Raw genomic sequence first — 24,989 nt, 5'->3', positions numbered from 1 at the left:
GAAGTAGCCTCTTATCTCAGAACAAAAAAAGACCACCCGGAGGTGGTCTTGAAATAAAAAGGGGATTCCCCAGCCTGCCTGTACCGAGGTCCCCAAAAAGGTTGGTTACCAAGTACATAGCAGGCGGCGTGCCAACTTTTCATAATTTTCTGAACAAAAAGTTCAGGCATAAAAAAGCGCTGTTTAAGGCGCCTTTTAGCCTACAGGGCTTAGTCTTCACCCTCTTCATCTGGGCCATCGACTTTCATGCCCAGCTCTTTGATCTTCCGGGTCAGCGTGTTGCGTCCCCAGCCCAGGAGAACCGCGGCATCACGACGGCGGCCGGCGGTATGCTTGAGCGCGGTCTCGATCATGATTCGCTCAAAAGCAGGCACGGCACTGTCTAGAAGGCTTGACTGTCCACGAGTCAATGCCTGATCCGCCCAGTGACGCAAGGCTTGTTCCCAGTTGGCGGCGGGTTGCGCATCCTGCGGCTGGCTAAGGAGTTCCGGCGGCAGGTCATCGATCAGTACCTCCCGGCTGGACGCCATCACCGTGATCCAGCGACAGGTATTTTCCAGTTGCCGGACGTTACCTTGCCAGGACAGGCCCTTCATGTACTCCTCGGTTTCCGGTCTTAGCGTCTTGGGCTCTACCGCCAGCTCTTGCGCCGCTCGTGCCAGGAAATGCCGGGCCAGCGCTGGAATATCTTCCCGGCGATCAGCCAGACGAGGAATGTGGATACGAATCACGTTGAGGCGATGAAACAGGTCCTCGCGAAACTTGCCATCCCGGACCAGACCCTCCAGGTTCTGGTGGGTTGCGGCAATGATGCGGACATCCACCTTGACTGGAGTATGGCCCCCTACGCGATAGAACTCACCATCAGCCAAGACCCGCAGCAGGCGCGTCTGGGTATCGGCTGGCATGTCTCCGATCTCATCAAGAAACAAGGTTCCACCATCGGCCTGCTCGAAACGGCCTCGACGCTGGTTGGCCGCGCCTGTGAAGGCCCCTTTTTCGTGGCCGAACAGCTCGGACTCCATCAAGTCCTTGGGAATGGCGGCCATGTTCAGCGCGATGAAAGGCGCTGCCGCGCGCGGGCTGTGGCGGTGCAGGGCATGGGCAACCAGCTCTTTGCCTGTGCCCGACTCGCCATTGATCAGAACCGTAATGTTGGAATGGGAGAGCCGGCCGATGGCGCGAAACACCTCCTGCATTGCCGGCGCTTCACCAATGATTTCCGGTGTTCGCGTCAGGTGAGCGGGCTCCTCGAATCCCTGCTGTTCCTGGGCATGCTGGCCGGCGCGCTTGACCAACGCGACGGCCTCATCGACGTCGAATGGCTTGGGCAGGTATTCAAACGCGCCCCCTTGATAGGAGGCGACAGCGCTGTCGAGATCCGAATGTGCCGTCATGATGATCACAGGCAGACGAGGGTGAACCTCCCGAATGCGAGACAACAAATCCAGGCCACTGGCGCCAGGCATGCGAATATCGGAAATGATGACATCCGGCTGCTGGCGGCCGAGCCGATTCATGACGCTGTCCGCATTCTCAAAGGCAACGGTCGTCATGCCTTCCTGCTGAAGGGCCTTTTCTAGTACCCAGCGAATGGAACGGTCGTCGTCGACGATCCAGACGGTCTCCGAACGGCTCATAAAGGCTCCTTATCCAACGGCAGGAAAATACTGAAGGCAGTGTGTCCAGGTTGACTCAGGCACTCGATAAGGCCTTGGTGCTGAGAAATGATGTTTTGCGTGATGGCCAAGCCCAGACCGGTCCCGTCTGGGCGACCGCTGACCATCGGATAGAAGATGGTTTCCTGCATGTCGGCAGGAATACCCGGGCCGTTATCGATGATTTCGACCTTGCACACCAACCGATGGCGAATATGGGCAATAGTGAACTGGCGGAGCGCACGCGTCCGCAGCGTGATACGTCCCAGGCGCAGCTCATTGTGTTCGGAAATGGCCTGCATGGCGTTTCGCACAATATTGAGGACTGCCTGGATCAACTGCTCCTTGTCGATAAGGAGGTCCGGAATGCTCGGATCGTAATCGCGTACCAGAGAGATACCACCCTGGCTTTCGGCATCCACCAGACTGCAAACACGCTCTAGCACCTCATGAATATTGGTACGTGCCAGTTTGGGCAGCTTGTTGGAGCCGAGCATGCGATCCACTAGGTTGCGCAGGCGGTCAGACTCCTCAATGATGACGTTCGTGTAATCCTTCAGGGACTCGTCCGGTAACTCTCGAGAGAGGAGTTGCGCAGCGCCACGGATACCTCCAAGGGGATTCTTGATCTCATGGGCAAGCCCGCGAACCAGCAGTTTGGTCGTTTCCTGTTTGGAAAGCTGGGCTTCCTCTTTGGTAATTCGCAGGAGACGATCCCTGGGATGCACCTCCAGCAACAGGTAGGTCGTAGAAGGGCTGAGCACAGGCGTAACAGCATAATCCACCGTCAGGTTGTTGCCTGTAGTGGACACCAGCAGTGCTTCACGCTTGGTAAACGGGTGCGAGTGCTCCACTGCCTGACGAAGGGCTTGGAGCGCTTCCGGCGACTCGGTGAACAATTCACTGATGAATTGACCGTGGCTACGCTGACCGCTGACGGCCAACAGCATTTCAGCTGCCGGATTCATGTACTCAAGGCGCAGCTCGGCGTTGAGCAGAATGACTGCCGTCGTAAGGTTATCCAGCAGCAGACGATGCATCATTTCCGTAGGCATGGCGAATCAGCTTTGATGTGACGACCCATGAAAATGCAAGAAACAAACCAAGCTACGTAAATAGGCTGCCCTGTGTTAGGGCAAGCCCATAACCTGTGCACTGCACGTAGCCTTAAGCTGTTTTCTGGCTAATCAGGATGTCTCGTTTTGGTGCGGCCTACAGTATTGCACCGATACAGTGCATCGGGTCTAGCGCTTTACTCTTCTTCGGGTTTTTCAGAAAGCGGACATTCGGGACGAATACCCCACTCACCGTCCTTGCAGGGGTTGGCCAGACGCCGCTGAGACAGCGACATGCGCTTCATATGAAAAGGTTGGCTAGGCGTACGCTCGACCACGACGCCGCCTTCCGTAACGATCTCCACCGCGATCTGATGCGTGCCCCGGTCCAGGTTTTCGAGTGGAAATACCGGACTGCGCCCAGGGGCTCCTGCGGGTTGGCCATCCAGAATCAGCCGGTAGAAATGAGTAGGCATCAGTTCTGGATCGCTGGTGGCTGTTACGATCAGCTCACCGGCATTGCTCCGAATCGTAGCGTCCGGCTCCGGTACAAGAATGCGCAGCATCTGGTAGGACGCGATTTGGGCGGGCTGCGGCGGTGGAGCGGATGGTTGCACCGGCTTACGAACATCCGGATTGGAAGGCGACAGCTTGATTGTGCGTGGCGCAGCAGGCGACGGCATGCTATTGGAAGGCTGAATCGTGACAGGGTTGGCCTTGATGCCCTTTGGAGGGCTATCTGTGAAGATGCGGTTACCTTCGGCATCGGTGTAGGTGTACACGGCTGCAAAGGCCGGCTGCGTCAGGAAGAGTAGTACAAGCAGATAAATGAAGCGCATCGGTAAGGATCAACGACTCGGACTGTTGAGGCTGATGCGTTGCACCGTGATCTCAACGGGCTCGCTCTGTTGTACGACACGTGTACCTTCGACCACCTCTATGGCCAGGCTGTGGGTGCCACGGTCTATGTTAGTCAGATGAAAAAAAGGTGCTCGGGTCGGCTCACCATAAGGTTGCCCATCCACCAGCAGGCGAAGTTCATGGCCGGGCGATAGGGCAGGCGTTATGGTCGCGCTGATAGAAAAAGTGCCATTGTTCGCTCGTAGCGCTTCATCGTCAGGCGCATCCAGGCGCAGGGTTTGATAGGGCTGACTCGTGGCTGCGCCCGTGTCGGGCGGGGACGGAGAGGGCGCGGTCGACGCCGGCGTCTCGGCTTTCACGGTGTTGGGGCGCTGCAGTTCGACCCGTTCGGCAGGCGCGTTCGCTGGCGGCTGGTCGCTGAAGACTGTTTGGCCGTTCGGGCCTACCGAGCGATAGATTTCGGCGTGAACAGGCAAGGTCATGGCAAACACTAGGCTGGCGAACAGCAGGCGCATATCTGTTCCTAGGGTGACACTGGCGTTACATAGAGAAAGAGGTAAGTCATAAGCGTTGCACTGACAGGCCCTTATGACAAGCGCCCATAAGCAAAAGGCCTCCCGAAGGAGGCCTCTGCTGTACAACCGGTGGCTTAGACGCTGTAGTACAGGTCGTATTCCAGCGGGTGAACGAAGGTGCGAACCTTGATCTCTTCTTCGCTCTTGAGCTCGATATAGGTATCGATGAACTCATCAGTGAAGACGCCACCCTTGGTCAGGAACGCGCGGTCAGCGTCCAGGGACTCCAGTGCTTCCTTCAGGCTGCCACATACCTGCGGGATCTGCTTGGCCTCTTCTGGCGGCAGGTCGTACAGGTTCTTGTCGGCAGCATCGCCAGGGTGAATCTTGTTCTGGATACCATCCAGGCCCGCCATCAGCAGTGCAGCGAAGCACAGGTAAGGGTTGGCCGCCGGGTCCGGGAAGCGCGCTTCGATACGGCGGGCTTTCGGGCTGGAAACGTAGGGGATACGGATCGAGGCGGAACGGTTGCGAGCCGAGTAGGCCAACATGACCGGTGCTTCAAAGCCGGGAACCAGACGCTTATAGGAGTTGGTGGACGGGTTGGTAAAGCCATTCAGAGCCTTGCCATGCTTGATGATGCCGCCGATGAAGTACAGGGCAGTATCGGACAGGCCGGCATAGCCTTCGCCTGCGAACGTGTTCTTGCCTTCCTTGGAGATAGACATGTGAACGTGCATGCCCGAGCCGTTATCGCCATACAGCGGCTTCGGCATGAAGGTTACGGTCTTGCCGTAGGCATCAGCGACGTTGTGTACGCAGTACTTCAGCGTCTGGACTTCGTCCGCCTTGGCTACCAGCGTGTTGAACTTCACGCCGATCTCATTCTGGCCGGCAGTCGCCACTTCATGGTGGTGAACTTCAACAACCAGACCCATTTCTTCCAGCGCATTACACATGGCCGTACGGATTTCGTGGTCGTGGTCAACCGGCGGAACCGGGAAGTAACCGCCCTTGACGCCCGGACGGTGACCCTTGTTGCCGCTTTCGAAATCAGCGTCAGTGTTCCAGGACGCCTGTTCGGAGAAGATCTTGAACATGGAGCCGGAGATGTCAGACTTGAACTTCACTTCGTCGAAGATGAAGAACTCGGGCTCTGGACCCACGAATACAGTGTCACCGATACCGGTGGACTTCAGATACTCTTCAGCGGCCTTGGCAATAGCCCGGGGATCGCGCTCATAAGGCTGCATGGTGGACGGTTCGATGATGTCGCAGACCAGGATGACGGTCGGCTCTTCAGTGAACGGATCCAGCACGGCGGTGCTGTCGTCCGGCATCAGGATCATGTCGGAAGCTTCGATACCTTTCCAGCCAGCAATGGAGGAGCCATCGAACATTTTTCCGTGTTCGAAGAAGTCTTCATCGAGGGCGTCGCGAGCGGGCATAGTAACGTGCTGCTGCTTTCCCTTGGTGTCCGTGAAGCGCAGGTCTATCCACTTCACGTCGTTTTCTTTGATCAGTTGAACCGCCTTCGACATGTTTTCCTCCAGAGGGATTGAGGCTGGGAGCGGTTGGCGTAACTCCCAGGATCAGGTGTACCCGTAGCAAGGGCACTTCTGAAAACGGTTGCGCTTTCAGAAGAGCCCTATCCTCGCCTAAGGGCTACTGCCTCACAAGGGAGCAAGTAGCGTGCCAGTGCCCTGTAATGGACAGGGCCGCACTAACACTAGGCCTTGGCCGTTAATGGTGCCTCTGGAATAGACCATCGAGCACCAAAAGCGTGCTTTATATTTTTTATAGCACCAAATTGGTGCTTTTATGGATTTAGACCAATGGAAGTCAGAACTTTCAGTTTGAGCTATACTTGTCGACCTTTTCTCGTCGTTTCCGCTCTTCTTTAAAATTTCATGAAGCTCATCGTCAAAGTCTTTCCGGAAATCACTATCAAAAGTCGTCCGGTGCGCAAGCGTTTCATTCGCCAGCTGGCGAAGAATATCCGGGTGGTCTTGAGGGATCTGGACCCGAACCTGACGGTGGAGGGTGAGTGGGATAACCTGGAAGTCGAAACACAGCAAACCGAGCCGAAGGTTCTGCGCGAGATGATCGAGCGCCTGACCTGCACGCCAGGGATCGGTCATTTCCTGGAGGTCCATGAATACCCGCTGGGCGACTTCGAAGATATTCTCGACAAATGCATCCAGCATTTCGGTGAGCGCATTCGCGGCAAGGTATTCTCCTTGCGCTGCAAGCGGGCCGGCAAACATGATTTCAGCTCCATGGACGTAGAGCGCTACGTCGGGGGCGGACTGCGCCAGCGCTGTGGCGGTGCGGGGATTTCCCTCAAGGATCCCGAGGTGCTTGCACGCATTGAGATCCGCCATGACCGCCTGTTCGTGATTGATCGGCAGCACGACGGTCTGGGAGGGTATCCACTGGGTGCTCTCGAACAGGTGCTGGTCCTCATGTCCGGTGGTTACGACTCAACCGTTGCTGCCTACCAGATGATGCGTCGCGGCTTGGTCAGTCATTTCTGCTTCTTCAACCTGGGTGGGCGTGCCCATGAATTGGGCGTTATGGAAGTTGCCCATTATCTGTGGGAGAAATTCGGCCGCTCCCAGCGCGTGCTGTTTATCAGCGTGCCGTTTGAAGAGGTGGTCGGCGAGATCCTGACCAAGGTAGATGACAGCCAGATGGGCGTCATCCTCAAGCGCATGATGCTGCGCGCAGCCAGCCGCATGGCCGAGCGCCTGGACATCGATGCGTTGGTCACGGGCGAGGCGATCTCGCAGGTTTCCAGCCAGACCCTGCCCAACCTGGCCGTAATCGACCGTGTCACCGATACGCTGGTGCTGCGTCCACTGCTGGCCAGTCACAAGCAGGACATCATCGACACGGCCGAACAGATCGGCACGGCGGCATTTGCCAAGCACATGCCGGAGTACTGCGGCGTGATTTCGGTGAACCCGACGACCAAGGCCAAGGGCTACCGTGTGGAGCACGAAGAAACCAAATTCGACATGGCCATCCTGGACGCAGCCCTTGAGCGCGCTACGATGATGACAGTCGACAAGGTGATCGACGAGCTTGGCAAGGACTTGAAGGTTGAGGAAGTCAGCCAGGCGCTACCTGGTCAGATCGTGCTCGACATTCGTCACCCAGATAGTCAGGAGGATGATCCTCTGGCCGTGGACGGTGTCGAAGTGCAGGCTATGCCATTCTTTGCACTGAACAATCGATTCAAGGAACTGGACGAGAATCGCCAGTACCTTCTCTACTGTGACAAAGGTGTCATGAGTCGCCTGCATGCTCATCATTTGCTCAATGAGGGGCATGCGAATGTACGTGTTTATCGCCCGGACTAAACAGCCCGGGCTGTTTGGCGGCAGCATTCGCCATCGCCCTCCCGACCGGGATTGAGGGCAGGCCTGTCGGGCTGCTCGTAGGCGCAGATCTCATTGGCGCCTTTGTTTCTCTGGATTAAATGCCCTTTGGGCTTGAATGAATTTTGCTGAATGTCGTGTCGGGCTTGCTGTGATCAGCCGCTGCGGCCCGGCTCAACTTGATAACGAGACTGAAAAAGTGATCGAGAATCTTCGTAATATCGCCATCATCGCCCACGTTGACCATGGCAAGACCACGCTGGTAGACAAGCTGCTGAAGCTGTCCGGTACGCTGGACCGCAAGGAAGCCGAAGGCGAGCGCGTCATGGACTCCAACGACCAGGAAAGAGAGCGTGGTATTACCATCCTGGCCAAGAACACGGCGATCAAGTGGAACGGCTATAACATCAACATCGTGGATACACCCGGTCACGCTGACTTCGGCGGTGAAGTAGAGCGTGTAATGTCGATGGTTGACTCCGTACTGCTGGTTGTGGACGCGCAAGACGGCCCCATGCCTCAGACCCGTTTCGTGACCCAGAAGGCGTTCAAGGCGGGCCTGCGTCCGATCGTGATCGTGAACAAGATCGACCGTCCGGGCGCGCGTCCTGATTGGGTTATCGACCAGATCTTCGACCTGTTCGACAACCTGGGCGCCACCGATGAGCAGCTGGATTTCCCGATCGTCTACGCCAGTGCCCTGAACGGCATTGCCGGCATGGATTACGAGAAGATGGACGACAACATGGATGCTGTGTTCCAGGCCATCATTGACCACGTACCGGCCCCCCAGGTCGACGTGAACGGCCCGTTCCAGATGCAGATCTCCCAGCTGGACTACAGCAGCTTCCTCGGCGTAATCGGCATTGGCCGTATCGCACGCGGTACAATCAAGGCCAACACTCCGGTAACCGCTATCGGTGCCGATGGCAAGAAGCGTAACGGCCGCATTCTGAAGATCATGGGTCACCACGGTCTGCAGCGTGTCGAGGTTCCTGAGGCGCAGGCCGGTGACATCGTTTGCGTCAGCGGCATGGACGAGCTGTTCATTTCCGATACCCTGTGCGACCAGCAGACCGTCGAGGCGCTGCCTCCGCTGACCGTTGACCAGCCGACCGTTTCGATGACCTTCCAGGTCAATGACTCGCCGTTCGCTGGCAAGGAAGGCAAGTTCGTGACCAGCCGTAACATCAAGGACCGTCTGGACAAGGAGCTGCTGCACAACGTGGCACTGCGTGTTGAGCAGGGCGAATCTCCCGAGAAATTCAAGGTCTCTGGCCGTGGTGAGCTGCACCTGTCCGTATTGATCGAGAACATGCGTCGTGAAGGCTTTGAACTGGCGGTAGGCCGTCCAGAGGTGGTGATCATCGAGAACGAAAACGGCGAGAAGCAGGAGCCGTACGAGAACGTCACCATCGACATCGAAGAGCAGCACCAGGGTCCCGTGATGGAGCAAATGGGTCTGCGTAAGGGCGATCTGAGCAACATGATCCCTGACGGAAAAGGCCGTGTTCGTCTGGAGTACACCATTCCGGCACGTGGTCTGATCGGCTTCCGTAACAACTTCCTGACTCTGACCTCGGGTACTGGCATCCTGACCTCGACCTTCAGCCACTATGGCCCGATCAAGGCAGGTGAAGTCACCAACCGTCAGAACGGCGTACTGGTGTCCATGGCTACCGGTACTGCACTAACGTATTCGCTGGAGACTCTGCAAAGCCGCGGCAAGCTGTTCCTCGCGCCTGGTGATGAAATCTATGAAGGCCAGCTGTGCGGTATCAACAGCCGTGACAACGACCTCGTGCTCAACCCCACCAAGGGCAAGAAGCTCGACAACATGCGTGCTTCCGGCAAGGACGAGGTTATCGCCCTGGTTCCGCCAATCAAGTTCACCCTTGAACAGGCCCTGGAATTCATCGCTGAAGATGAGTTGGTTGAAGTAACCCCGAAGTCGATTCGTCTGCGCAAGAAGCTGCTCAACGAAAACGATCGTAAGCGTTACGAGCGCAGCAAGGTGTAATAACCCGACCGCGCGACTGAAAAGCCCACTCGCTGAAAGGCGGGTGGGCTTTTTTATGCCTGGTGAAAGGAAGCTATAAAAAAGCCCCGGTAAACCGGGGCTTTCACTGCCGTAGGGCTTACGGCGTATTCTTACGCAGTTTCACAGGATGCCCTTGCTGGGCCTTCTTGCGGGCGGCTGCGGTACGCATGCGGATATTGATGGCTTCCACTGCCAGCGAGAACGCCATGGCGAAGTAGACATAGCCCTTGGGTACGTGAATCTCAAAACTCTCAGCGATCAGCACAGTACCTACTACGATCAGGAAGGACAGTGCGAGCATCTTCAGGCTAGGGTGCTTGTCGATGAAGCTGCTGATACCACCCGCTGCCAGCATCATCACCAGTACTGCAACAATGATCGCCGCAACCATCACTGGTACATGTTGCACCATACCCACTGCCGTAATGACCGAGTCCAGCGAGAACACGATGTCGATGATCGCGATCTGGACGATGGTAGAGATAAAGCTGCCGCCCTTGCCCTTGGGCTCGTCGCTTTCTTCCTCTTCACCTTCCAGGCCGTGATAGATCTCGGTACTGCTCTTGTACAGGAGGAACAGGCCACCAAAGAACAGAATGAGGTCGCGCCCGGAGATGCCTTGGCCAAACACATGGAACAGATCGGCCGTCAGGCGCATCACCCAAGTGATCGAGAGCAACAGCAGGATCCGTGTCACCATGGCCAGTGCCAGGCCGAAGAAACGTGTGCGTGGTTGCATCGCCTTGGGCATACGGCTCACCAGGATCGAGATCATGATGATGTTGTCGATACCCAATACGATTTCCAGGGCCGTCAGGGTAAAGAAAGCCACCCAGATTTCCGGGCTTGTCAGCCACTCCATTCCAATTCCTCTTCATTAACGTCGGTACGACGAGTACCGAAAACAAACCGACAAAACTAATCAGGTAAATGTGAAAATTTCGTTAGTTCAGGCACCACTGAACAGCGGAAACACACCTAGTAACAAAGCTGTTACTAGCATAGCCAGACATGTCACGACTGCCCACTTCAAAGTAAAGCGTTGATGATCGCCAAACTCTACTTTAGCCAAACCCACCAGCAGGTAGGTCGAAGGGACCAATGGGCTTAGGAGATGCACCGGTTGGCCTACGATGGACGCACGAGCAATTTCCACTGGAGCGATACCGTAGTGACCAGCTGCTTCGGCCAATACGGGCAGTACGCCAAAGTAGAACGCATCGTTGGAGATGAAAAAGGTAAACGGCATGCTTACCAGCGCAGTGATGACAGCCATATACGGGCCAAGCGCTTCCGGAATAACGGCCAAAAGGCTTTTGGACATAGCGTCCACCATGCCGGTGCCTGACAGGATGCCTGTGAAGATCCCGGCGGCGAAAATCAGTGAAACTACCGCAAGAACATTTTCCGCATGAGCGGCAACACGCTGTTTTTGCAGATCAATATTACGGTAGTTGATAGTCATGGCGATGCCGAAGGCAATCATGAATAGCACTGGCATGGGCAGAATGCCTTTGACCAGCGCTGCCATTAGGGCCAGGGTCAAAAGACCGTTGAACCAGCGCAGATGAGGACGGCGGGCTTCTTCGCACTGAGAAACGGTAACCTTGGCACCTTCGCTTTCATGGATTTCCAGAATGCCCAGGCGCGCCCGTTCACGACGTCCATAGAGATAGGCCAGGACAAACAGCCAGACAATACTAGCCAGCATGGCAGGGATCATCGGGACAAAAACATCTGCCGGGTCTACGTGCAGCGCACTGGCTGCGCGTGCCGTCGGGCCACCCCAAGGCGTAAGGTTCATGACGCCACTGGACAGCAGCATCAGGCACGTCATGATCAGCGGATTCATACCCAGACGCTTGTACAGCGGGAACATGGCTGCCACGCAGATCATGTAAGTCGTCGAACCGTCACCGTCGAGCGATACCACCAGGGTCAGGAAGACCGTACCGATGGCAACCTTGAGCGGGTCGCCTTTCACCAGCTTCAGAATCCAGCGAACTGCCGGATCGAACAGGCCGGTATCGATCATGATGGCGAAGTAGAGGATGGCGAACAGCAGCATCACGCCAGTAGGCGCCAGTGTGCGCAATCCATCCAGCATCATGGGGCCGAGCGAATTGAGCTGGATATGCCCAAGGCTGGCAAAGTGATTACCCAACGCCCATGCCAGTACGGCAAAGAGAATCGGGACCATAGTAAGCGCAATGAGAGGGGTGAGCCGCTTGGTCATGATCAGGAACATGAAGGTCACGACCATGGCGAAGCCAAGGAATGTCAACATGGGAAACTCCAACGGTTACGCGTGAAAGGTGAAGAAACGACCGAAGCGCGATTCAGGGCTCACGAGTAGCGTATGGAGAGGCATGGAGCGGCGGGGGCCGCTGCTGGGGACAAGCGAATCATGGAGTTAATCCTTTGTTTTTGTTAGTACCGCAGGTGCACGTCATGGCATTGCCATAAGTGGGCCATTAACCCTTTGGATAATTGATCCTAACCGGGCAAGCTTTCATGAACCTTGCGGGAGGCTGCCCCCCAGCAGCGAAATCACCAGTGGTAATGTGAACGCAGCCACAAGTGTCTGCAATGTGATCACACCTGCCATGAGCGCGCTGTCCCCACCCAGCTGGCGGGTCAATGCATAAGCGGTCGGTGCGGTAGGCAGCGAGAAAAACAGAACGAGCAGAAGCCTCTCATGAGGTGGCAGGCCTAGAAGGTAAGCGATCAACCCTGCCAGGAGAGGGCATGCCAGCAGGCGGAACAGTGTCATGGTGCCAATGGCTCGCCATTCGCCGGCGATCTGTTGAAGTTTCAGGGCGGCGCCTACGCAGAAAAGTCCTAGAGGCAAGCTGGTTGCTGCCAGAAGCCCCAGTAGCCGATCAGTGCCAAAGGGCAGCCCCCATCCCAGCAGATTCACCAACGCGCCTGCTGCGCAGGCCAGAATAAGGGGATTGCGTAGGACGGGTAATAACAACTCACCCAAGCGAGCGCCGCGCTCGGCTTTCAGTGCCCAAACCGACATGACATTTACGGTAGGCACCATCAGGGCCAGAAGTAACGCAGCCTGCCCCAGGCCCGATTTGCCCAGTAGACTGCCTACGGTTGCTAGCCCCAGGTAGGTATTGAAGCGCAGGGTGCCCTGGGCAATGACGCCGAACCGCTCGGCGGGCCAGTGGTAAAAACGTCTGGCAAGCAATAGGGCAATCCATAAAGCACCCAGCCCCGTCATTGCCGCCAGCGCCAGATGCGCCAGAGCGGGGTCATCAAGTGGTGCTGTAGCGAGATTATTGAACAGAAGCGATGGAAAAAGAATGAAGTAATTGAGTCGGTCCGCTGCGGGCCAGAACGCGTCGCCAGGAAAGCCTTTTTGGCGCATCCAGTACCCCGCCACGATGAGGGCGAACAGCGGCCAGAGAGCGAGAAGGATGGTAGTCACAGAGGGCGCAGCCAGTTGGTTTCTTATCGTTATAGATCAAGGCACGGACAATATTAGCAGTTCCCAGTACTTGTGAATGACGCGAAAAATAGAGAGCTGCCTCATGGCAGCTCCAGTCCTCCCGAAGCCTTGTGCAAGGCTCTCAGGTGATCACCCAACTGCTTGAGGTTGGCTTCGGTGTCATTAAGGCCGTTTTGGAACTTGCTGTCCAGTAGAGAACGCACTTCCGTATTGAGGGTTTCGCGCAGGCTGAGCAGATGCGCTTGGCGACGCTGACTCTCGGCAGTCAGCTTTTCCCACTCGCCCGGCTGAGGAAGGCCGTAGCCGCCTGCTCCCAGCAGCTCTGACGGACGGCTGAGGTAGCCGCTATCGGCCAGCAGTTGCTGCAGCGCATCGCCCGCCTTGCTGAAGCGAGCCTTCTCCTGAACGCCATTTTGGCCTAGGTAGCGATCCTTGAGCTCATTCTGGGCGCGGAGCAGCTCGCGTCTGAGCGCCGCCTGTTCCAATAACAGCAACGCGGCACTGGCACGCAGGTCGGCTCGGTCGAACCATTCGCGGCGCTGCCGTGGCTCCAGCTCAAGCCAGTCTTCGACTTTCTGCTGAGGTAGGTTAAGCCGATCACGAGCAACCTTGAACATGGATTGGAAGCGGTCCCGGAAGGAGTCGAATCGATAACCCAGGCGCAAGGCTTCACGTTGATCGTTCAATACGGAGGTATCGGCAACGCTCTCTATCCGCAGGGCGTCCAGCAGGCCGATTGGCGTAATGCTGTCGAGCGGAGTCTGTTGCAGACGCGGTACGCTGTCATGCAGGAGCTTGAAGGTCTCGACGGCACAGTTATTAGAGACAAAGTAATAATGCCCGTCATAACCCCAGTGGGTTTGAGCGGTCCGCTCCAGGAGATCGGCAATTTCCTGGCGGCTGAGTTTGAGCGGAACGGATTGCAAGCCGCGCAGCTCGATCTTGGTGTATTCCTCGACTACCTGAGCCAGCGGAAGCACAAACAACCGGGAAGGATAGGAACCGGTCAAGCCATCCCAATTGGAGATCTGTACATCGTTGACGAAGGCCCGGAACGACAGCACAAGATGCTCCTGCAAGTCCAGGCGACAGTCGGGGCCACGCGGACGTCCGGGGGCGCACACGACAAGGCGCAGCATGCTGTGTCCCCAGCGGCTCATGACATGCTCGTTACCCTCGGCGAACAGATAGTCCACCTCGTAGACGCGCTCAGGATCAAGCCAGCCTAGCGGGGTCTTGCCAAAGTCACTGCCCGCGTTCAGATAGGGTAGTTTGCTGGAGCAGGTATCGTGAGGGGGAGACCAACCAAAGTGCTCGGTGAAATAGCGCGCCAGGGCCGGGCGACGGCAAGCGTAGCTGGGATCCAGCAGGAAGTACTCCATGTTCACTGCTACGAACTCACGAGGGTTGGTCACCTCGTAGATATCGGGGCTGCGTGCAATGAAATTGTTGCGAGTCTCGCGGGCGCCATGCTTTTTGACCTTGACCTGCCAGCCAGCCAGATCCAGCAGGCGGGGATCATCGGACAAGGTGTAGCGGCGACCGGCCTGACCTTGGCAATGGATAGGCAGGTCAGCGGACTTGGTTGAGGAGGCCAAGGTACTACAGGCGATTATTTCCTTGCGCTCAGCTGGAGTCCAGGCCCGCTCCCGATCATAAAAATGAGTAAGCTCATGCAGAACAGTCGCCAGCATTTCTTCTCGCTGGGTGCCATGGGGGCGACCGGTTTGAATATGAGCATCGCTGCCGTCAGTCAATGCCGGTAGCAGGCGCTCATTGAGCAGCAGGGTACGACGGTCTGCGCGACCGTATGCCTGCGACTCAAGATCCTGGCTCCAACGGACGGAGATATCCTCATCCAATGCTTGCTTGAAGCGGGGAGGCAGCTTGCCTAGTGCCTCGTTGAGTAACTGCTGGGTGGCCTGGGCCTGCTCTGGCGACAATGAGTGGTCGTCCAGATGCAGGCTCAGCGTCGCGTGAGCGTTACCGGCCCCTAGCCAGGCGATAAACGCGGTGCAGAGAAGGCTTGGTCTGGCGAGGCGGCCGAGCTTTCCTAGGAGCGCTCGGCGAAGGGCAGGTTTCACAGTGCAAGGATCGCCTGGGCAAGTTCGGTATCACTGGCCTGGCGTGCTTCCGGCAGACGCTCACGCAGGGTCATGAAGGCCGCTTCCAATTGAGCGCCTCGGATGTCTCCATCGGATGCAACGAAGCTGGCCGCATCGCCACGGGCTTCCTGCACCACTTTCATGTCACGGATGGAGGTCGTGGTATCGGAAGTGAAATCGATACTGCGATCCAGCGCACGCACGATAATGTTGCTGGTCGCCACAACGGTATGAGCGTGCGCGGCGCTGGACGTACCCAGAACTAGCGCGGCTGCAAGAAATAAGGAACGACGCATGGAAAATCTCCTGAACGGAACGGTAAAGCAGCTTATTGAGCGAGGATGGCCTCAGCCAGTTCCTCATCGCTGGCGGTCAGCGTTGGATTATGTGAACGCAGCCAACGTAAGGCGGATTCAAGCTCAACGCTACGCTGAGCCCCGCCGCTGGCAACAAATAATGCCGCATCGTCACGTGCATCACGTACTACTTTGTTATCGAACGGAGCGGACGTCACCTTGCTGGTGACATAGAGGCTGCGAACAATAAATCCTGTAGTGGGATCGAACGCGAAGGCGGGCGTGGTCGTAACGGCAATGCCTAGAGTGAACAGATAACGCAGGCGCATAGGCAGGTAGGGTAACTCTTTCAAGAAAAACTACAGGCCAAGGCTAACGGAACGGCACCGCTGATACCAGCGGTGCCGTTCCGATGGACTTACAGCGTGAGAATGGCCTGGGCCAGCTGAGCGTCGCTTGCCTCGAGCTGCGGTTGCAGGGCACGGATACGATCCAGGGCCGCTTCTAGGCGTACGCCGCGAATGCCGCCTTCGGTAGCCACAAAACTGGCGGCATCGTCACGTGCAGCCAGGACGATCTTGTCGTCACGAATGGAATGGGTGATACCGGATGTGGCGTCGGACGTCGCATCAATGGCGTCGACGATCATGTCGGTGGTCACAAAGAAACTGGATGCTGACGCAGCAGTAGACAGGCTGAGCAGGGCAGCAGCGCCCAGCAGTTGCAAACGGGTCATGAATCTCTCCTGAACAATAAGGCGCGGTATGTACCGTCCTTACAAGACTAGCGCCAGAACGGCTTGTTCAGCTCGCATTGTTGCTCAGTTTTGGTCAGACCGATGTCCGCTAGTTCACGGTCGTTCAAAAAAGCCAGCTGTCTTCGCGTTTTGGCGTTCTGCTGCCATTTCTGCAGCATACAGTAGACGGCGTGTAATACACCCAGGGCACAGCGTGCCAGCCAATGATAACCATGAACAGACAAATGGATTGATCTGAGAGAGGGCAGCGCAGGCAGGTGTCGCATGGCAATATCCAGGTTCAGGACGGCATTTTACTGTGGCTTCAACCACCACTGTTCTCCAGATACAACCCGTTGAAATGAAGAGGGTACAGCCTCGTGGCGCAGCCTGCTGTACCGTTAAAAAACGCACCCAGCAGGGCAATGAAGCATGCTGATCCGATCATCAGACCGATAACTGTTTGGCAATAGGGCTGCGTCAAGCAGTAGGGTCTGGCTACAATGCATGTTCCATTGCGGCTGTTAGGTCCGTTTCATACAACGCCTGGCCGGCGCGTTTTGCATGAGGGCAAGTCATGACGTTCAAAGTATTCGTTGACGGGCAGGAAGGCACCACAGGGTTGCGTCTGCTCGATTATCTGTCCGGCCGCGATGACATCGAGCTGCTACGTATCGCCGATGACAAGCGTAAGGATCCAGCCGAGCGTGCTCGTTTCCTCAACGCAGCGGATGTAGCCTTTCTGTGTCTGCCCGATGCTGCGTCTCGCGAAGCCGTGGCGCTGGTGGATAACCCCAACACCTGCATCATCGATGCAAGCACGGCGTTTCGTACCGACAGCAGCTGGACCTATGGCCTGCCTGAGCTGGCCACTGGGCAGCGTGAAAAAATCCGTACCAGCAAGCGCATTGCCAATCCCGGCTGCCACGCCACGGCATTTATCCTGCTGGTTCGCCCTCTGGTGGAGGCTGGCCTTCTACCGCCTGATTATCCACTGTCGGCTTTTTCCCTCACGGGGTACAGCGGTGGTGGCAAGAAGATGATTGCCGATTACGAGGCTGGGAATGAGCCCAAGCTGGCCAGTCCACGGCCATACGGCATGACCCAGGGGCATAAGCACCTCCCTGAGATGCAGGTGCAGAGTCGTATTGACGAAGCCCCTGTGTTCAGTCCAATTGTGGGCAGTTTCCTGAAGGGGCTTGCCGTGACGATTCCTCTGCATGTCAGGCACCTGGCCCAAGGCGCCAATGCCGAGGCGATCCAGGCGGCATATGCCAGGCATTACGCGGGCGAGCAGTTCATTCGCGTCATGCCGATTGAGGATGCCGGCAATCTTGACGAGGGATTCTTCGATGTACAGGGCTGCAACGATACCAACCGCGCCGACCTGTTCGTGTTCGGGAATGAGGAGCGTCTGACCCTGGTGGCTCGTCTGGATAATCTAGGCAAAGGGGCTGCAGGCGCAGCGGTTCAATGCATGAACATCCACATTGGCGCAGACGAAGCAACCAGCCTGAACACTGGTCTGTAAACGCTTTGTGTTCAAAAAGCCGCGCCGGGTAACTGCCGCGGCTTTTTAGTGGAAGGCATCTTTCAGGCGATACCAGAGCATACCCAAGGCAAGCAGGGGAGAGCGGAAGCGTTGCCCTCCTGGAAACGTGGCGTGAGGAACGCTGTTGAACAGGTCGAACCCTGTCGACTGGGCAGCAATGGCTTCCGCGAGCAAATGGCCTGCCAGGTGCGTGGCGTTCAGCCCATGGCCGGCATAAGCTTGGGCATAAAAAACGTTGGGATGATCCTTGAGACGGCCGATTTGTGGAAGCCGGTTGGCCCCGATTCCAATCATGCCGCCCCACTGAAAATCGATGGTGACCCGATCGAGTTGAGGAAACACCTTCAGCATTTTGGGGCGCATGTAGCCTGCTATGTCCTTCGGGTCACGGCCTGAATAGTGGCAGGCGCCTCCGAACAGCAATCGGCGATCACGTGAGAGTCGAAAATAATCGACAGTAATCTGCTGATCGCACGCGGCTCGATTATGGGGCAGGATTTCTTCGGCCAACGCTTCGGGAAGTGGCTCAGTTGCAATGATGTAGCTGCCTGCCGGAAGCACCTTCCCGGAGAGGGCCGGCTCCAGATCCTTGAGATAGGCGTTGCAACAGAGGACCAGCGTTTCGGCTCGCACCTGACCTCGCGCAGTATGAACGCATACCTCCGACCCATACTCGATGTGAGTGACCGCAGATTGCTCATACAGACGCACCCCCAGTGACTGGGCGGCGGCGGCCTCGCCCAAGGCAAGGTTCAACGGGTGCAGGTGACCGGAGCCGGAGTCTATGAGCGCACCCAGGTAGCGCTCCGAACCCACTACGGAGCGGATTCTGTCGCGTGCAACGAGCTGAACCGCATGGGGATAGCCTAGTTGATGCAACTCCTCCAGTTCGGCCTGGAAATCTTCCAGGTGACGCGGTTTCAGGGCCAGGTCGCAGTAACCCCAGGTAAGGTCGCATTCGATGCCGTAGCGCTCGATACGTTGGCGTACCAGGTTTACCGCTTCAAACCCCATCTGCTTGAATGCCTGTACGCCCTCATCCCCAACGACTGGGCGAAACTGCTCGACATCATGGCCAACGCCTCGGATCAGCTGTCCACCGTTACGCCCGCTAGCACCCCAGCCGATCCGGTGGGCCTCTAGCAGCACAACCGAATACCCACGTTCTGCCAGCTCAATAGCCGTATTGAGCCCGGAGAACCCGCCCCCTACTACGCAGACATCTGCCCGAATCTCACCCTTGAGCGGGGCGAACTGCAGCGCTCGGTTAACCGTTGCCGCGTAGTAAGACGAAGCATGTGCGTGTGGGTCAGTGGATGAATGGGTCGTTGCATCCATGAAAGACAATCCTGGCGAAGCGTTGAGGTCGGACAATAAACGTTTGTAGGCGCCTGCGCCAAGCCAGGGAAGTGCAGACCTGGCTCAGTCCGGTACGGGAAGCGTCAGGGACTCCTTGACCTCTTCCATCACGATATAGCTCTTCGACTCCCGCACATGGGGCAGTTTGAGCAGGATGTCACCCAAAAGCTTACGATAGGACGCCATCTCTGAAATGCGCGCCTTGACCAGATAGTCGAATGCGCCGGAAACCAGATGACACTCCAGAACGTGCGGCAGCTTCAGGACGGAGCGGCGGAACTCCTCAAAGATATCACCCGATTTATAATCTAGACTGATCTCGACGAAGACCAGCAGGCTGGCCTTGAGATGCTGCGGATTCAGGCGCGCCGAGTAGCCCAGTATCACGCCTTCCCGCTCCAGCCGGCGTACCCGCTCCGTGCAGGGTGTCGTGGACAGGCCGACTCGCTCGCCTAGCTCGGTGAACGAGATGCGGCCGTCCTCCTGCAGGATACGCAGGATGTTACGATCGATCTTGTCGAGCTCGCGTCTCGCTTGGTGCTGGGTTCGCATACCTGGGCGTCTCCAAAAATAGTGTCTTAACCGAAGAATTACACCAAATATAGCCTTTCATTCAGTGAATACCACTGCTTAAGGCTTTTTATACTTTTCATATCTGCCTCAGATTTTATGAAACGTAGGCGATTCTTCGCGGCGAGGAGACACAGTTATGCGAGTACTGGTGCTTGGCAGTGGTGTAATCGGTACCGTCAGTGCCTATTACCTGGCGCGGGCCGGTTTTGAAGTGGTGGTGGTGGACCGCCAGGAAGGCCCTGCGCTGGAAACCAGCTTTGCCAACGCAGGTCAGGTATCTCCTGGCTATGCCTCACCGTGGGCGGCTCCTGGCGTGCCCCTCAAGGCCATTAAATGGCTGGTGACTCAGCATGCGCCTCTGGCGATCAGGCCGACCGGCGATATTCATCAGTACCTCTGGATGGCTCAGATGCTGCGCAACTGCACGGCCGAGCGCTATGCGATCAACAAGGAACGCATGGTGCGGTTGTCCGAGTACAGTCGCGACTGTCTGGATGAGCTGCGTGCCGAAACGGGTATTGCCTACGAAGGACGCCAGTTAGGGACGACTCAGGTATTCCGAACGCAGCAGCAGGTCGATGCCGCTGCCAAGGATATCGCTGTGCTGGAACGTTCCGGCGTACCCTATGAGTTGCTGGATCGCGACGGTATCGCCCGCGCCGAGCCTGCGCTCGCCCATGTCAAGGACAAGCTGGCTGGTGCGCTGCGGTTGCCGAATGACCAGACAGGTGACTGCTTCCTCTTTACCAATCGCCTCGCCGAGCTGGCGCGTCAGTTGGGTGTGGAATTCCGCTTTGGTCAGAAGATCGAACGGCTCGAAGCGGTAGGAGATCGTCTCAATGGCGTCTGGATTGATGGTCAGCTTATAACAGCCGATCACTATGTCCTGGCATTGGGTAGCTACTCACCTCAGCTGTTGGCACCCATTGGCATCAAGGCACCGGTATACCCGCTCAAGGGGTATTCGCTTACCGTGCCGATCACCAATGGCGATATGGCCCCTACGTCCACGATTCTTGATGAAACCTACAAAGTGGCGCTGACGCGTTTCGATAACCGTATCCGTGTAGGTGGCATGGCGGAAATATCGGGTTATGACCTTTCGCTTAACCCCCGCCGCCGCGAGACCCTGGAGATGATCGTAAACGACCTGTACCCGCAGGGAGGGGATCTGCAGGCGGCAACTTTCTGGACTGGACTACGGCCCACCACACCGGATGGTACTCCGATCGTAGGCGCTACCCGTTATCGCAACCTGTTTCTGAACACCGGTCACGGTACACTGGGCTGGACCATGGCCTGCGGCTCCGGACGTTTCCTGGCGGATGTCATCGGTAGGAAACGTCCACAGATCAGCGCCGAAGGCCTTGATATTTCTCGCTACAGCGACTCCAAGGAGACCCGTAAGAATGGCCATCCAGCGCCTGCACACTAATCGCCGCATGAGTGAAATCGTTGTTCACAACGGTACTGTTTATCTGGCCGGTCAGGTCGGTGAAGACCTGAACTCCGGTGTGGAACAACAGACTCGTGAGACCTTGGCCAACATCGAGCGTCTACTCAAGGAAGCCGGTACGGACACTCACCATATTCTGTCCGTTACGGTTTATCTGAAAGATATCGACGCCCACTTTGCCGGCATGAACAGTGTCTGGGACGAATGGCTGCCTGAAGGTGTAGCGCCTGCTCGGGCAACTGTGGAAGCCAAGCTCTGTGAACCGGAAATTCTAGTCGAAATGAGTGTGATTGCTGCGCTACCGTAAATAAAGAACCAAAGAGCCCGGCGTCTGCCGGGTTTTTTATACGTCCTGTCTTTTCATTACCCGCCTGTTTTCTGAGAGATAACCATGCGCCCCGCCCGTGCCTTGATCGACCTTAACGCCTTACGCCAGAACTATCGGCTTGCTCGTGAACTCAGTAACGGGGCAAGGGCGCTGGCTGTTGTCAAGGCGGATGCCTACGGACATGGTGCTGTTCGATGTGCGCAGGCACTGATGAATGAGGCGGATGGTTTCGCGGTTGCCTGTATCGAAGAAGCGCTGGAGCTGCGCGAAGCCGGTATCAAGGCACCGATACTTCTGCTGGAAGGATTTTTCGAAGCCAGCGAGCTGGAATTGATCGCTCGCCACAATCTGTGGTGCGTCATCCATTCGCCCTGGCAAATCGAGGCGCTTGAACGTACTGCTCTATCAGGGCTTATCCGTGTCTGGCTGAAGCTGGACTCCGGCATGCACCGGGTAGGGTTCTTTCCTGAGGATTACGCAGCAGCCTATAAGCGGATCAAGGCGACAGGCAAGGTTGACGAGGTTGTGAAAATGACGCACTTCGCCCGTGCCGATGAGCTGGATTGCTCAGCCACCATCGGTCAGCTCAAGACCTTTCAGCGGGCTACGGCCGGCCTGGAAGGCGCAACCAGTCTACGGAACTCGCCTGCTGTGCTCGGCTGGCCGGAAGTGCCCAGTGACTGGGTTCGCCCTGGCATCATGCTGTACGGTGCTACGCCTTTTGAAACCGAACAGCCTGTGGCCGATCAGCTGCAGCCGGTCATGACACTGGAGTCGCGGATCATCAGTGTGCGTAAGCTACCGCCTGGTGAGCCGGTTGGGTATGGCGCACGCTTTGTTACCCGCCAGCCCTCCCGTATTGGTGTAGTCGCCATGGGCTACGCGGATGGTTATCCACGGCACGCGCCTGATGGCGCTCCTGTCATGATTGATGGCCATGCCTCTCGTCTTGTCGGTCGCGTATCGATGGACATGCTGACGGTTGATCTCACGGACCTGCCGCAGGCGGGGGTGGGAAGTCAGGTAGAGCTTTGGGGTAGGCAAGTATCCGCCAGTCAGCTGGCCGGTCTCTGTGGCTCGATCCCCTATCAGCTGTTTTGCAACCTGAAACGGGTTCCACGCCAATACACGGGTGAATAACCGTTAAAACACCGCGCTCGTCGGGTTGCGCAGGATTTTCCATCGTTCTGTTGTAAATACTGAACGCTGTTGCCATGATACGGCGCGCCCGGCGCTCTGCGGCGCCTGCCGTTCACCTCTGCCTGTCTGTCATGAGAAGGAGGACATCACCCTTGGACGTCGGTGCTCGTCTACAAACCATTCGAAAACTCAAAGGTCTCTCACAACGTGAACTCGCCAAGCGGGCCGGTGTGACGAACAGCACCATCTCGATGATCGAGAAGAACAGTGTCAGTCCTTCCATCAGCTCGTTGAAAAAAGTCCTGAGCGGCATTCCCATGTCCCTGGTGGAGTTCTTTTCCATGGATCTGGCGGACGAGTCCGCTACTCAAGTGGTATACAAGGCCAGCGAGCTGATCGACATTTCCAGTGGCGCCAATACCGTCAGTATGCGGTTGATCGGCAAGGCACATCCCAGCCGCGCCATTGCCTTTCTCGACGAGACCTACCCGCCAGGCTCTGACACTGGCATGGATATGCTGGCTCATGAGGGGGAGGAAGCAGGACTGCTGATCGAAGGCCGTCTGGAGCTTACGGTTGGTGGAGAAACCTACCTGCTGGAATCAGGCGATAGTTATTATTTTGAAAGCAGCCGCCCGCATCGCTTCCGTAATCCATTTGATGAGCCGGCGCGTTTGATCAGCGCCACGACTCCGGCCAACTTCTAGCAGTGCTCAAAAAACCTGGTATGAACGCCCGAGGCATCTTGGTATATGCCTTTATGCTGTTGATCTGGACCTTCTCTGCACAGGCCGAACAGGTAGACAGAGACGCCCTGGAGAAGCGGCTGGCGCCGGTGGGCAAGGTTTGTATTCAAGGGCAGGACTGCCTTGCAGAGTCCCGTAAGGTAAGCCGTGAGCAAAAGCCTGCCGGAAAAGATCCCGCTCAGGTCATCGACCGCAGTTGCAGGCGTTGCCACGCCAGCGGGCTCCTGGGAGCGCCCAAAATAGGTGACAAAGCCAGCTGGGAGGTTCTGGCGAGCCAGAAAGGGGGAATGGATGGCCTGCTGCGCAACGCCATCAAAGGTGTAAACGCCATGCCGCCCCAAGGTGCCTGTTCTGACTGTACGGACGATGATCTACGCCGTGCAATCCAGATGATGTCCGGCCTCGAATAGGCACAAGAAAAACCCCGCACCAGGCGGGGTTTTTCTTGTCGGTTGCGGCCTTACAGGCCAGCCGCCGCGCGCAGCGCTTCAGCCTTGTCTGTCTTCTCCCAGGTGAATGCAGTGAACGTATCTTCACCCACAGTCATTTCATAGGGAGTACGGCCGAAGTGGCCGTAAGCCGCTGTAGCACGATACATCGGGTGCAGCAGATCAAGCATTTTGGTGATTGCGTAGGGACGCAGGTCGAAATGCTCGCGAACCAGCTGAATGATCTTCTCGTCGCTCACCTTGCCAGTGCCAAAGGTGTTGATCGAGATGGACGTCGGTTGCGCCACGCCAATGGCGTAGGACACCTGAATCTCGCAGCGGTCAGCCAGGCCGGCGGCTACGATGTTCTTGGCAACATAACGACCCGCGTATGCCGCGGAACGGTCAACCTTGGACGGATCCTTGCCGGAGAACGCGCCGCCGCCATGACGGGCCATGCCGCCGTAGGTGTCCACGATGATCTTGCGGCCGGTCAGGCCACAGTCACCCACTGGGCCGCCAATGATGAACTGGCCAGTCGGGTTGATGTGGAACTTGGTGTCCTTGTGCAGCAGTTCAGCCGGAATGACGTGCTTGATGATCAGCTCCATCACAGCTTCCTGCAGGTCGGTGTGCTTGACCTCGGGGTTGTGCTGGGTAGACAGGACGATTGCGTCGATACCTACAACCTTGTTGCCATCGTAACGGCAGGTCACCTGGGACTTGGCATCCGGACGCAGCCAAGGTAGCAGGCCTGACTTGCGAGCTTCGGCCTGGCGCTCGACCAGTGCGTGGGAGAAGCGGATCGGAGCAGGCATCAGCACGTCAGTTTCGTTACAGGCATAACCGAACATCAGGCCCTGATCACCTGCACCCTGGTCTTCCGGCTTGCTGCGGTCAACGCCTTGGGCGATGTCCACGGACTGCTTGCCGATAATGTTGACGATACCGCAGGTAGCGCCATCAAAACCGACATCGGAGCTGTTGTAACCGATATCGACGATGACATCGCGAACCAGCTGCTCAAGGTCTACCCAGGCGGATGTGGTCACTTCACCGGCAACAATGGCTACGCCGGTCTTGACCAGCGTTTCACAGGCTACACGGGCGTGTTTGTCTTCTGCGATGATGGCGTCGAGCACCGCATCGGAGATCTGGTCGGCGATTTTATCCGGATGTCCTTCAGACACGGACTCGGAGGTAAACAGGGAGTATTCGCTCATCTAACGGTTCCTATATACCGGTGGGTGAGGCGGCCCGAAGGCCATGTCTAAAACAGTCACTCTTGCGGATTGGA

24 protein-coding genes are annotated in these 24,989 nt (G+C 57.0%); 8 read left to right on the top strand and 16 right to left on the bottom strand.

Features of this window, described 5'->3' with window-relative positions; translation table 11 throughout:
- Positions 1 to 209: 209 nt before the first annotated feature.
- From ntrC to glnA, 5 genes are all read right to left on the bottom strand, one after another.
- Positions 210 to 1,640 carry a nitrogen regulation protein NR(I) gene (gene ntrC, locus B3729_RS22095; RefSeq protein WP_019367298.1) on the bottom strand — a complete coding sequence of 477 codons (1,431 nt, stop codon included), beginning with the start codon at positions 1,638 to 1,640 and terminating at the stop codon, positions 210 to 212.
- A complete protein-coding gene (gene glnL / locus B3729_RS22090; RefSeq protein ID WP_074827128.1) occupies positions 1,637 to 2,713 on the bottom strand; it encodes a nitrogen regulation protein NR(II) in 1,077 nt (358 codons plus the stop codon). The genes ntrC and glnL overlap by 4 nt, the downstream gene beginning before the upstream one ends.
- 197 nt (positions 2,714 to 2,910) lie before the next feature.
- Positions 2,911 to 3,552 carry a DUF4124 domain-containing protein gene (locus tag B3729_RS22085; RefSeq protein ID WP_286789011.1) on the bottom strand — a complete coding sequence of 214 codons (642 nt, stop codon included), beginning with the start codon at positions 3,550 to 3,552 and terminating at the stop codon, positions 2,911 to 2,913.
- Positions 3,553 to 3,561: 9 nt separating this feature from the next.
- Positions 3,562 to 4,089 (bottom strand): DUF4124 domain-containing protein, encoded by a 528-nt coding sequence (locus B3729_RS22080; protein ID WP_010796129.1) that lies wholly within the window; start codon positions 4,087 to 4,089, stop codon positions 3,562 to 3,564.
- A 134-nt stretch (positions 4,090 to 4,223) separates the two neighbouring features.
- Positions 4,224 to 5,630: a glutamate--ammonia ligase gene (gene glnA / locus B3729_RS22075; RefSeq protein WP_010796128.1), complete on the bottom strand. Its 1,407-nt coding sequence runs from the start codon at positions 5,628 to 5,630 to the stop codon at positions 4,224 to 4,226.
- 369 nt (positions 5,631 to 5,999) lie between these two features.
- Between glnA and thiI the strand changes: the two genes are divergently transcribed.
- Complete coding sequence (gene thiI, locus B3729_RS22070; RefSeq protein ID WP_286789010.1) at positions 6,000 to 7,454, top strand: tRNA uracil 4-sulfurtransferase ThiI; 1,455 nt, start codon at positions 6,000 to 6,002, stop codon at positions 7,452 to 7,454.
- Between the two features lie 217 nt (positions 7,455 to 7,671).
- Positions 7,672 to 9,492, top strand: coding sequence for a translational GTPase TypA (gene typA, locus B3729_RS22065; RefSeq protein ID WP_026004159.1), 1,821 nt, complete (start codon positions 7,672 to 7,674; stop codon positions 9,490 to 9,492).
- Between the two features lie 118 nt (positions 9,493 to 9,610).
- Here typA and B3729_RS22060 read toward each other — a convergent pair whose 3' ends face one another.
- The 8 genes from B3729_RS22060 to B3729_RS22025 all read right to left on the bottom strand — a co-directional run bounded on the left by B3729_RS22060 (position 9,611) and on the right by B3729_RS22025 (position 16,397).
- On the bottom strand, positions 9,611 to 10,375 hold the full coding sequence (locus B3729_RS22060; RefSeq protein WP_010796125.1) for a TerC family protein: 765 nt from the start codon (positions 10,373 to 10,375) through the stop codon (positions 9,611 to 9,613).
- Positions 10,376 to 10,462: 87 nt separating this feature from the next.
- Complete coding sequence (locus B3729_RS22055) at positions 10,463 to 11,800, bottom strand: CitMHS family transporter (RefSeq protein WP_019367303.1); 1,338 nt, start codon at positions 11,798 to 11,800, stop codon at positions 10,463 to 10,465.
- Positions 11,801 to 12,025: 225 nt separating this feature from the next.
- The gene (locus B3729_RS22050) at positions 12,026 to 12,952 is read right to left on the bottom strand and encodes an AEC family transporter (protein WP_286789009.1); all 927 of its coding nucleotides are present in this window, start codon (positions 12,950 to 12,952) and stop codon (positions 12,026 to 12,028) included.
- A gap of 101 nt (positions 12,953 to 13,053) precedes the next feature.
- Complete coding sequence (locus B3729_RS22045) at positions 13,054 to 14,979, bottom strand: DUF4105 domain-containing protein (protein WP_409438614.1); 1,926 nt, start codon at positions 14,977 to 14,979, stop codon at positions 13,054 to 13,056.
- A gap of 74 nt (positions 14,980 to 15,053) precedes the next feature.
- A complete protein-coding gene (locus B3729_RS22040; RefSeq protein WP_010796121.1) occupies positions 15,054 to 15,374 on the bottom strand; it encodes a DUF2388 domain-containing protein in 321 nt (106 codons plus the stop codon).
- Positions 15,375 to 15,406: 32 nt separating this feature from the next.
- Complete coding sequence (locus B3729_RS22035) at positions 15,407 to 15,697, bottom strand: DUF2388 domain-containing protein (protein WP_409438615.1); 291 nt, start codon at positions 15,695 to 15,697, stop codon at positions 15,407 to 15,409.
- 95 nt (positions 15,698 to 15,792) lie between these two features.
- A complete protein-coding gene (locus tag B3729_RS22030; protein ID WP_019367307.1) occupies positions 15,793 to 16,110 on the bottom strand; it encodes a DUF2388 domain-containing protein in 318 nt (105 codons plus the stop codon).
- Between the two features lie 47 nt (positions 16,111 to 16,157).
- On the bottom strand, positions 16,158 to 16,397 hold the full coding sequence (locus tag B3729_RS22025) for a DUF1127 domain-containing protein (RefSeq protein ID WP_286789008.1): 240 nt from the start codon (positions 16,395 to 16,397) through the stop codon (positions 16,158 to 16,160).
- Between the two features lie 290 nt (positions 16,398 to 16,687).
- On the opposite strand from B3729_RS22025, the gene argC reads away from it, so the two are divergent.
- On the top strand, positions 16,688 to 17,641 hold the full coding sequence (gene argC, locus B3729_RS22020; RefSeq protein ID WP_286789007.1) for an N-acetyl-gamma-glutamyl-phosphate reductase: 954 nt from the start codon (positions 16,688 to 16,690) through the stop codon (positions 17,639 to 17,641).
- Between the two features lie 45 nt (positions 17,642 to 17,686).
- Here the strand turns inward: argC and B3729_RS22015 are convergent, their stop codons facing one another.
- A complete protein-coding gene (locus B3729_RS22015) occupies positions 17,687 to 19,000 on the bottom strand; it encodes an NAD(P)/FAD-dependent oxidoreductase (protein WP_286789006.1) in 1,314 nt (437 codons plus the stop codon).
- An 84-nt stretch (positions 19,001 to 19,084) separates the two neighbouring features.
- Positions 19,085 to 19,573 (bottom strand): AsnC family transcriptional regulator, encoded by a 489-nt coding sequence (locus B3729_RS22010; protein ID WP_010796115.1) that lies wholly within the window; start codon positions 19,571 to 19,573, stop codon positions 19,085 to 19,087.
- A 157-nt stretch (positions 19,574 to 19,730) separates the two neighbouring features.
- On the opposite strand from B3729_RS22010, the gene dadA reads away from it, so the two are divergent.
- The 5 genes from dadA to B3729_RS21985 all read left to right on the top strand — a co-directional run bounded on the left by dadA (position 19,731) and on the right by B3729_RS21985 (position 23,674).
- Positions 19,731 to 21,029, top strand: coding sequence for a D-amino acid dehydrogenase (gene dadA, locus B3729_RS22005; RefSeq protein WP_074827111.1), 1,299 nt, complete (start codon positions 19,731 to 19,733; stop codon positions 21,027 to 21,029).
- Complete coding sequence (locus B3729_RS22000) at positions 21,004 to 21,357, top strand: RidA family protein (protein WP_286789005.1); 354 nt, start codon at positions 21,004 to 21,006, stop codon at positions 21,355 to 21,357. The genes dadA and B3729_RS22000 overlap by 26 nt, the downstream gene beginning before the upstream one ends.
- A gap of 84 nt (positions 21,358 to 21,441) precedes the next feature.
- Positions 21,442 to 22,518: an alanine racemase gene (gene alr, locus B3729_RS21995; RefSeq protein WP_286789004.1), complete on the top strand. Its 1,077-nt coding sequence runs from the start codon at positions 21,442 to 21,444 to the stop codon at positions 22,516 to 22,518.
- A 152-nt stretch (positions 22,519 to 22,670) separates the two neighbouring features.
- On the top strand, positions 22,671 to 23,225 hold the full coding sequence (locus tag B3729_RS21990; RefSeq protein ID WP_010796111.1) for a cupin domain-containing protein: 555 nt from the start codon (positions 22,671 to 22,673) through the stop codon (positions 23,223 to 23,225).
- A 20-nt stretch (positions 23,226 to 23,245) separates the two neighbouring features.
- On the top strand, positions 23,246 to 23,674 hold the full coding sequence (locus B3729_RS21985) for a c-type cytochrome (protein WP_286789003.1): 429 nt from the start codon (positions 23,246 to 23,248) through the stop codon (positions 23,672 to 23,674).
- A gap of 50 nt (positions 23,675 to 23,724) precedes the next feature.
- On the opposite strand, the gene metK is transcribed toward B3729_RS21985, so the two are convergent.
- On the bottom strand, positions 23,725 to 24,915 hold the full coding sequence (gene metK, locus B3729_RS21980; RefSeq protein WP_010796109.1) for a methionine adenosyltransferase: 1,191 nt from the start codon (positions 24,913 to 24,915) through the stop codon (positions 23,725 to 23,727).
- Positions 24,916 to 24,989: the final 74 nt, after the last annotated feature.

It is taken from the genome of Pseudomonas sp. UBA3149, assembly GCF_002364655.1.
GTDB classification, from domain to species: Bacteria; Pseudomonadota; Gammaproteobacteria; order Pseudomonadales; family Pseudomonadaceae; genus Chryseomonas; species Chryseomonas luteola.
This window is presented reverse-complemented; position numbering and strand designations above follow the sequence as displayed.

Excerpts from the sequence above, each read along its gene's own strand:
- ntrC (WP_019367298.1), bottom strand. The coding sequence starts at position 1,640 with ATGAGCCGTTCGGAGACCGTCTGGATCGTCGACGACGACCGTTCCATT.
- glnL (WP_074827128.1), bottom strand. The coding sequence starts at position 2,713 with ATGCCTACGGAAATGATGCATCGTCTGCTGCTGGATAACCTTACGACG.
- B3729_RS22085 (WP_286789011.1), bottom strand. The coding sequence starts at position 3,552 with ATGCGCTTCATTTATCTGCTTGTACTACTCTTCCTGACGCAGCCGGCC.
- B3729_RS22080 (WP_010796129.1), bottom strand. The coding sequence starts at position 4,089 with ATGCGCCTGCTGTTCGCCAGCCTAGTGTTTGCCATGACCTTGCCTGTT.
- glnA (WP_010796128.1), bottom strand. The coding sequence starts at position 5,630 with ATGTCGAAGGCGGTTCAACTGATCAAAGAAAACGACGTGAAGTGGATA.
- thiI (WP_286789010.1), top strand. The coding sequence starts at position 6,000 with ATGAAGCTCATCGTCAAAGTCTTTCCGGAAATCACTATCAAAAGTCGT.
- B3729_RS22060 (WP_010796125.1), bottom strand. The coding sequence starts at position 10,375 with ATGGAGTGGCTGACAAGCCCGGAAATCTGGGTGGCTTTCTTTACCCTG.
- B3729_RS22055 (WP_019367303.1), bottom strand. The coding sequence starts at position 11,800 with ATGTTGACATTCCTTGGCTTCGCCATGGTCGTGACCTTCATGTTCCTG.
- B3729_RS22040 (WP_010796121.1), bottom strand. The coding sequence starts at position 15,374 with ATGCGTCGTTCCTTATTTCTTGCAGCCGCGCTAGTTCTGGGTACGTCC.
- B3729_RS22030 (WP_019367307.1), bottom strand. The coding sequence starts at position 16,110 with ATGACCCGTTTGCAACTGCTGGGCGCTGCTGCCCTGCTCAGCCTGTCT.
- B3729_RS22025 (WP_286789008.1), bottom strand. The coding sequence starts at position 16,397 with ATGCGACACCTGCCTGCGCTGCCCTCTCTCAGATCAATCCATTTGTCT.
- argC (WP_286789007.1), top strand. The coding sequence starts at position 16,688 with ATGACGTTCAAAGTATTCGTTGACGGGCAGGAAGGCACCACAGGGTTG.
- B3729_RS22015 (WP_286789006.1), bottom strand. The coding sequence starts at position 19,000 with ATGGATGCAACGACCCATTCATCCACTGACCCACACGCACATGCTTCG.
- B3729_RS22010 (WP_010796115.1), bottom strand. The coding sequence starts at position 19,573 with ATGCGAACCCAGCACCAAGCGAGACGCGAGCTCGACAAGATCGATCGT.
- dadA (WP_074827111.1), top strand. The coding sequence starts at position 19,731 with ATGCGAGTACTGGTGCTTGGCAGTGGTGTAATCGGTACCGTCAGTGCC.
- B3729_RS22000 (WP_286789005.1), top strand. The coding sequence starts at position 21,004 with ATGGCCATCCAGCGCCTGCACACTAATCGCCGCATGAGTGAAATCGTT.
- alr (WP_286789004.1), top strand. The coding sequence starts at position 21,442 with ATGCGCCCCGCCCGTGCCTTGATCGACCTTAACGCCTTACGCCAGAAC.
- B3729_RS21985 (WP_286789003.1), top strand. The coding sequence starts at position 23,246 with ATGAACGCCCGAGGCATCTTGGTATATGCCTTTATGCTGTTGATCTGG.
- metK (WP_010796109.1), bottom strand. The coding sequence starts at position 24,915 with ATGAGCGAATACTCCCTGTTTACCTCCGAGTCCGTGTCTGAAGGACAT.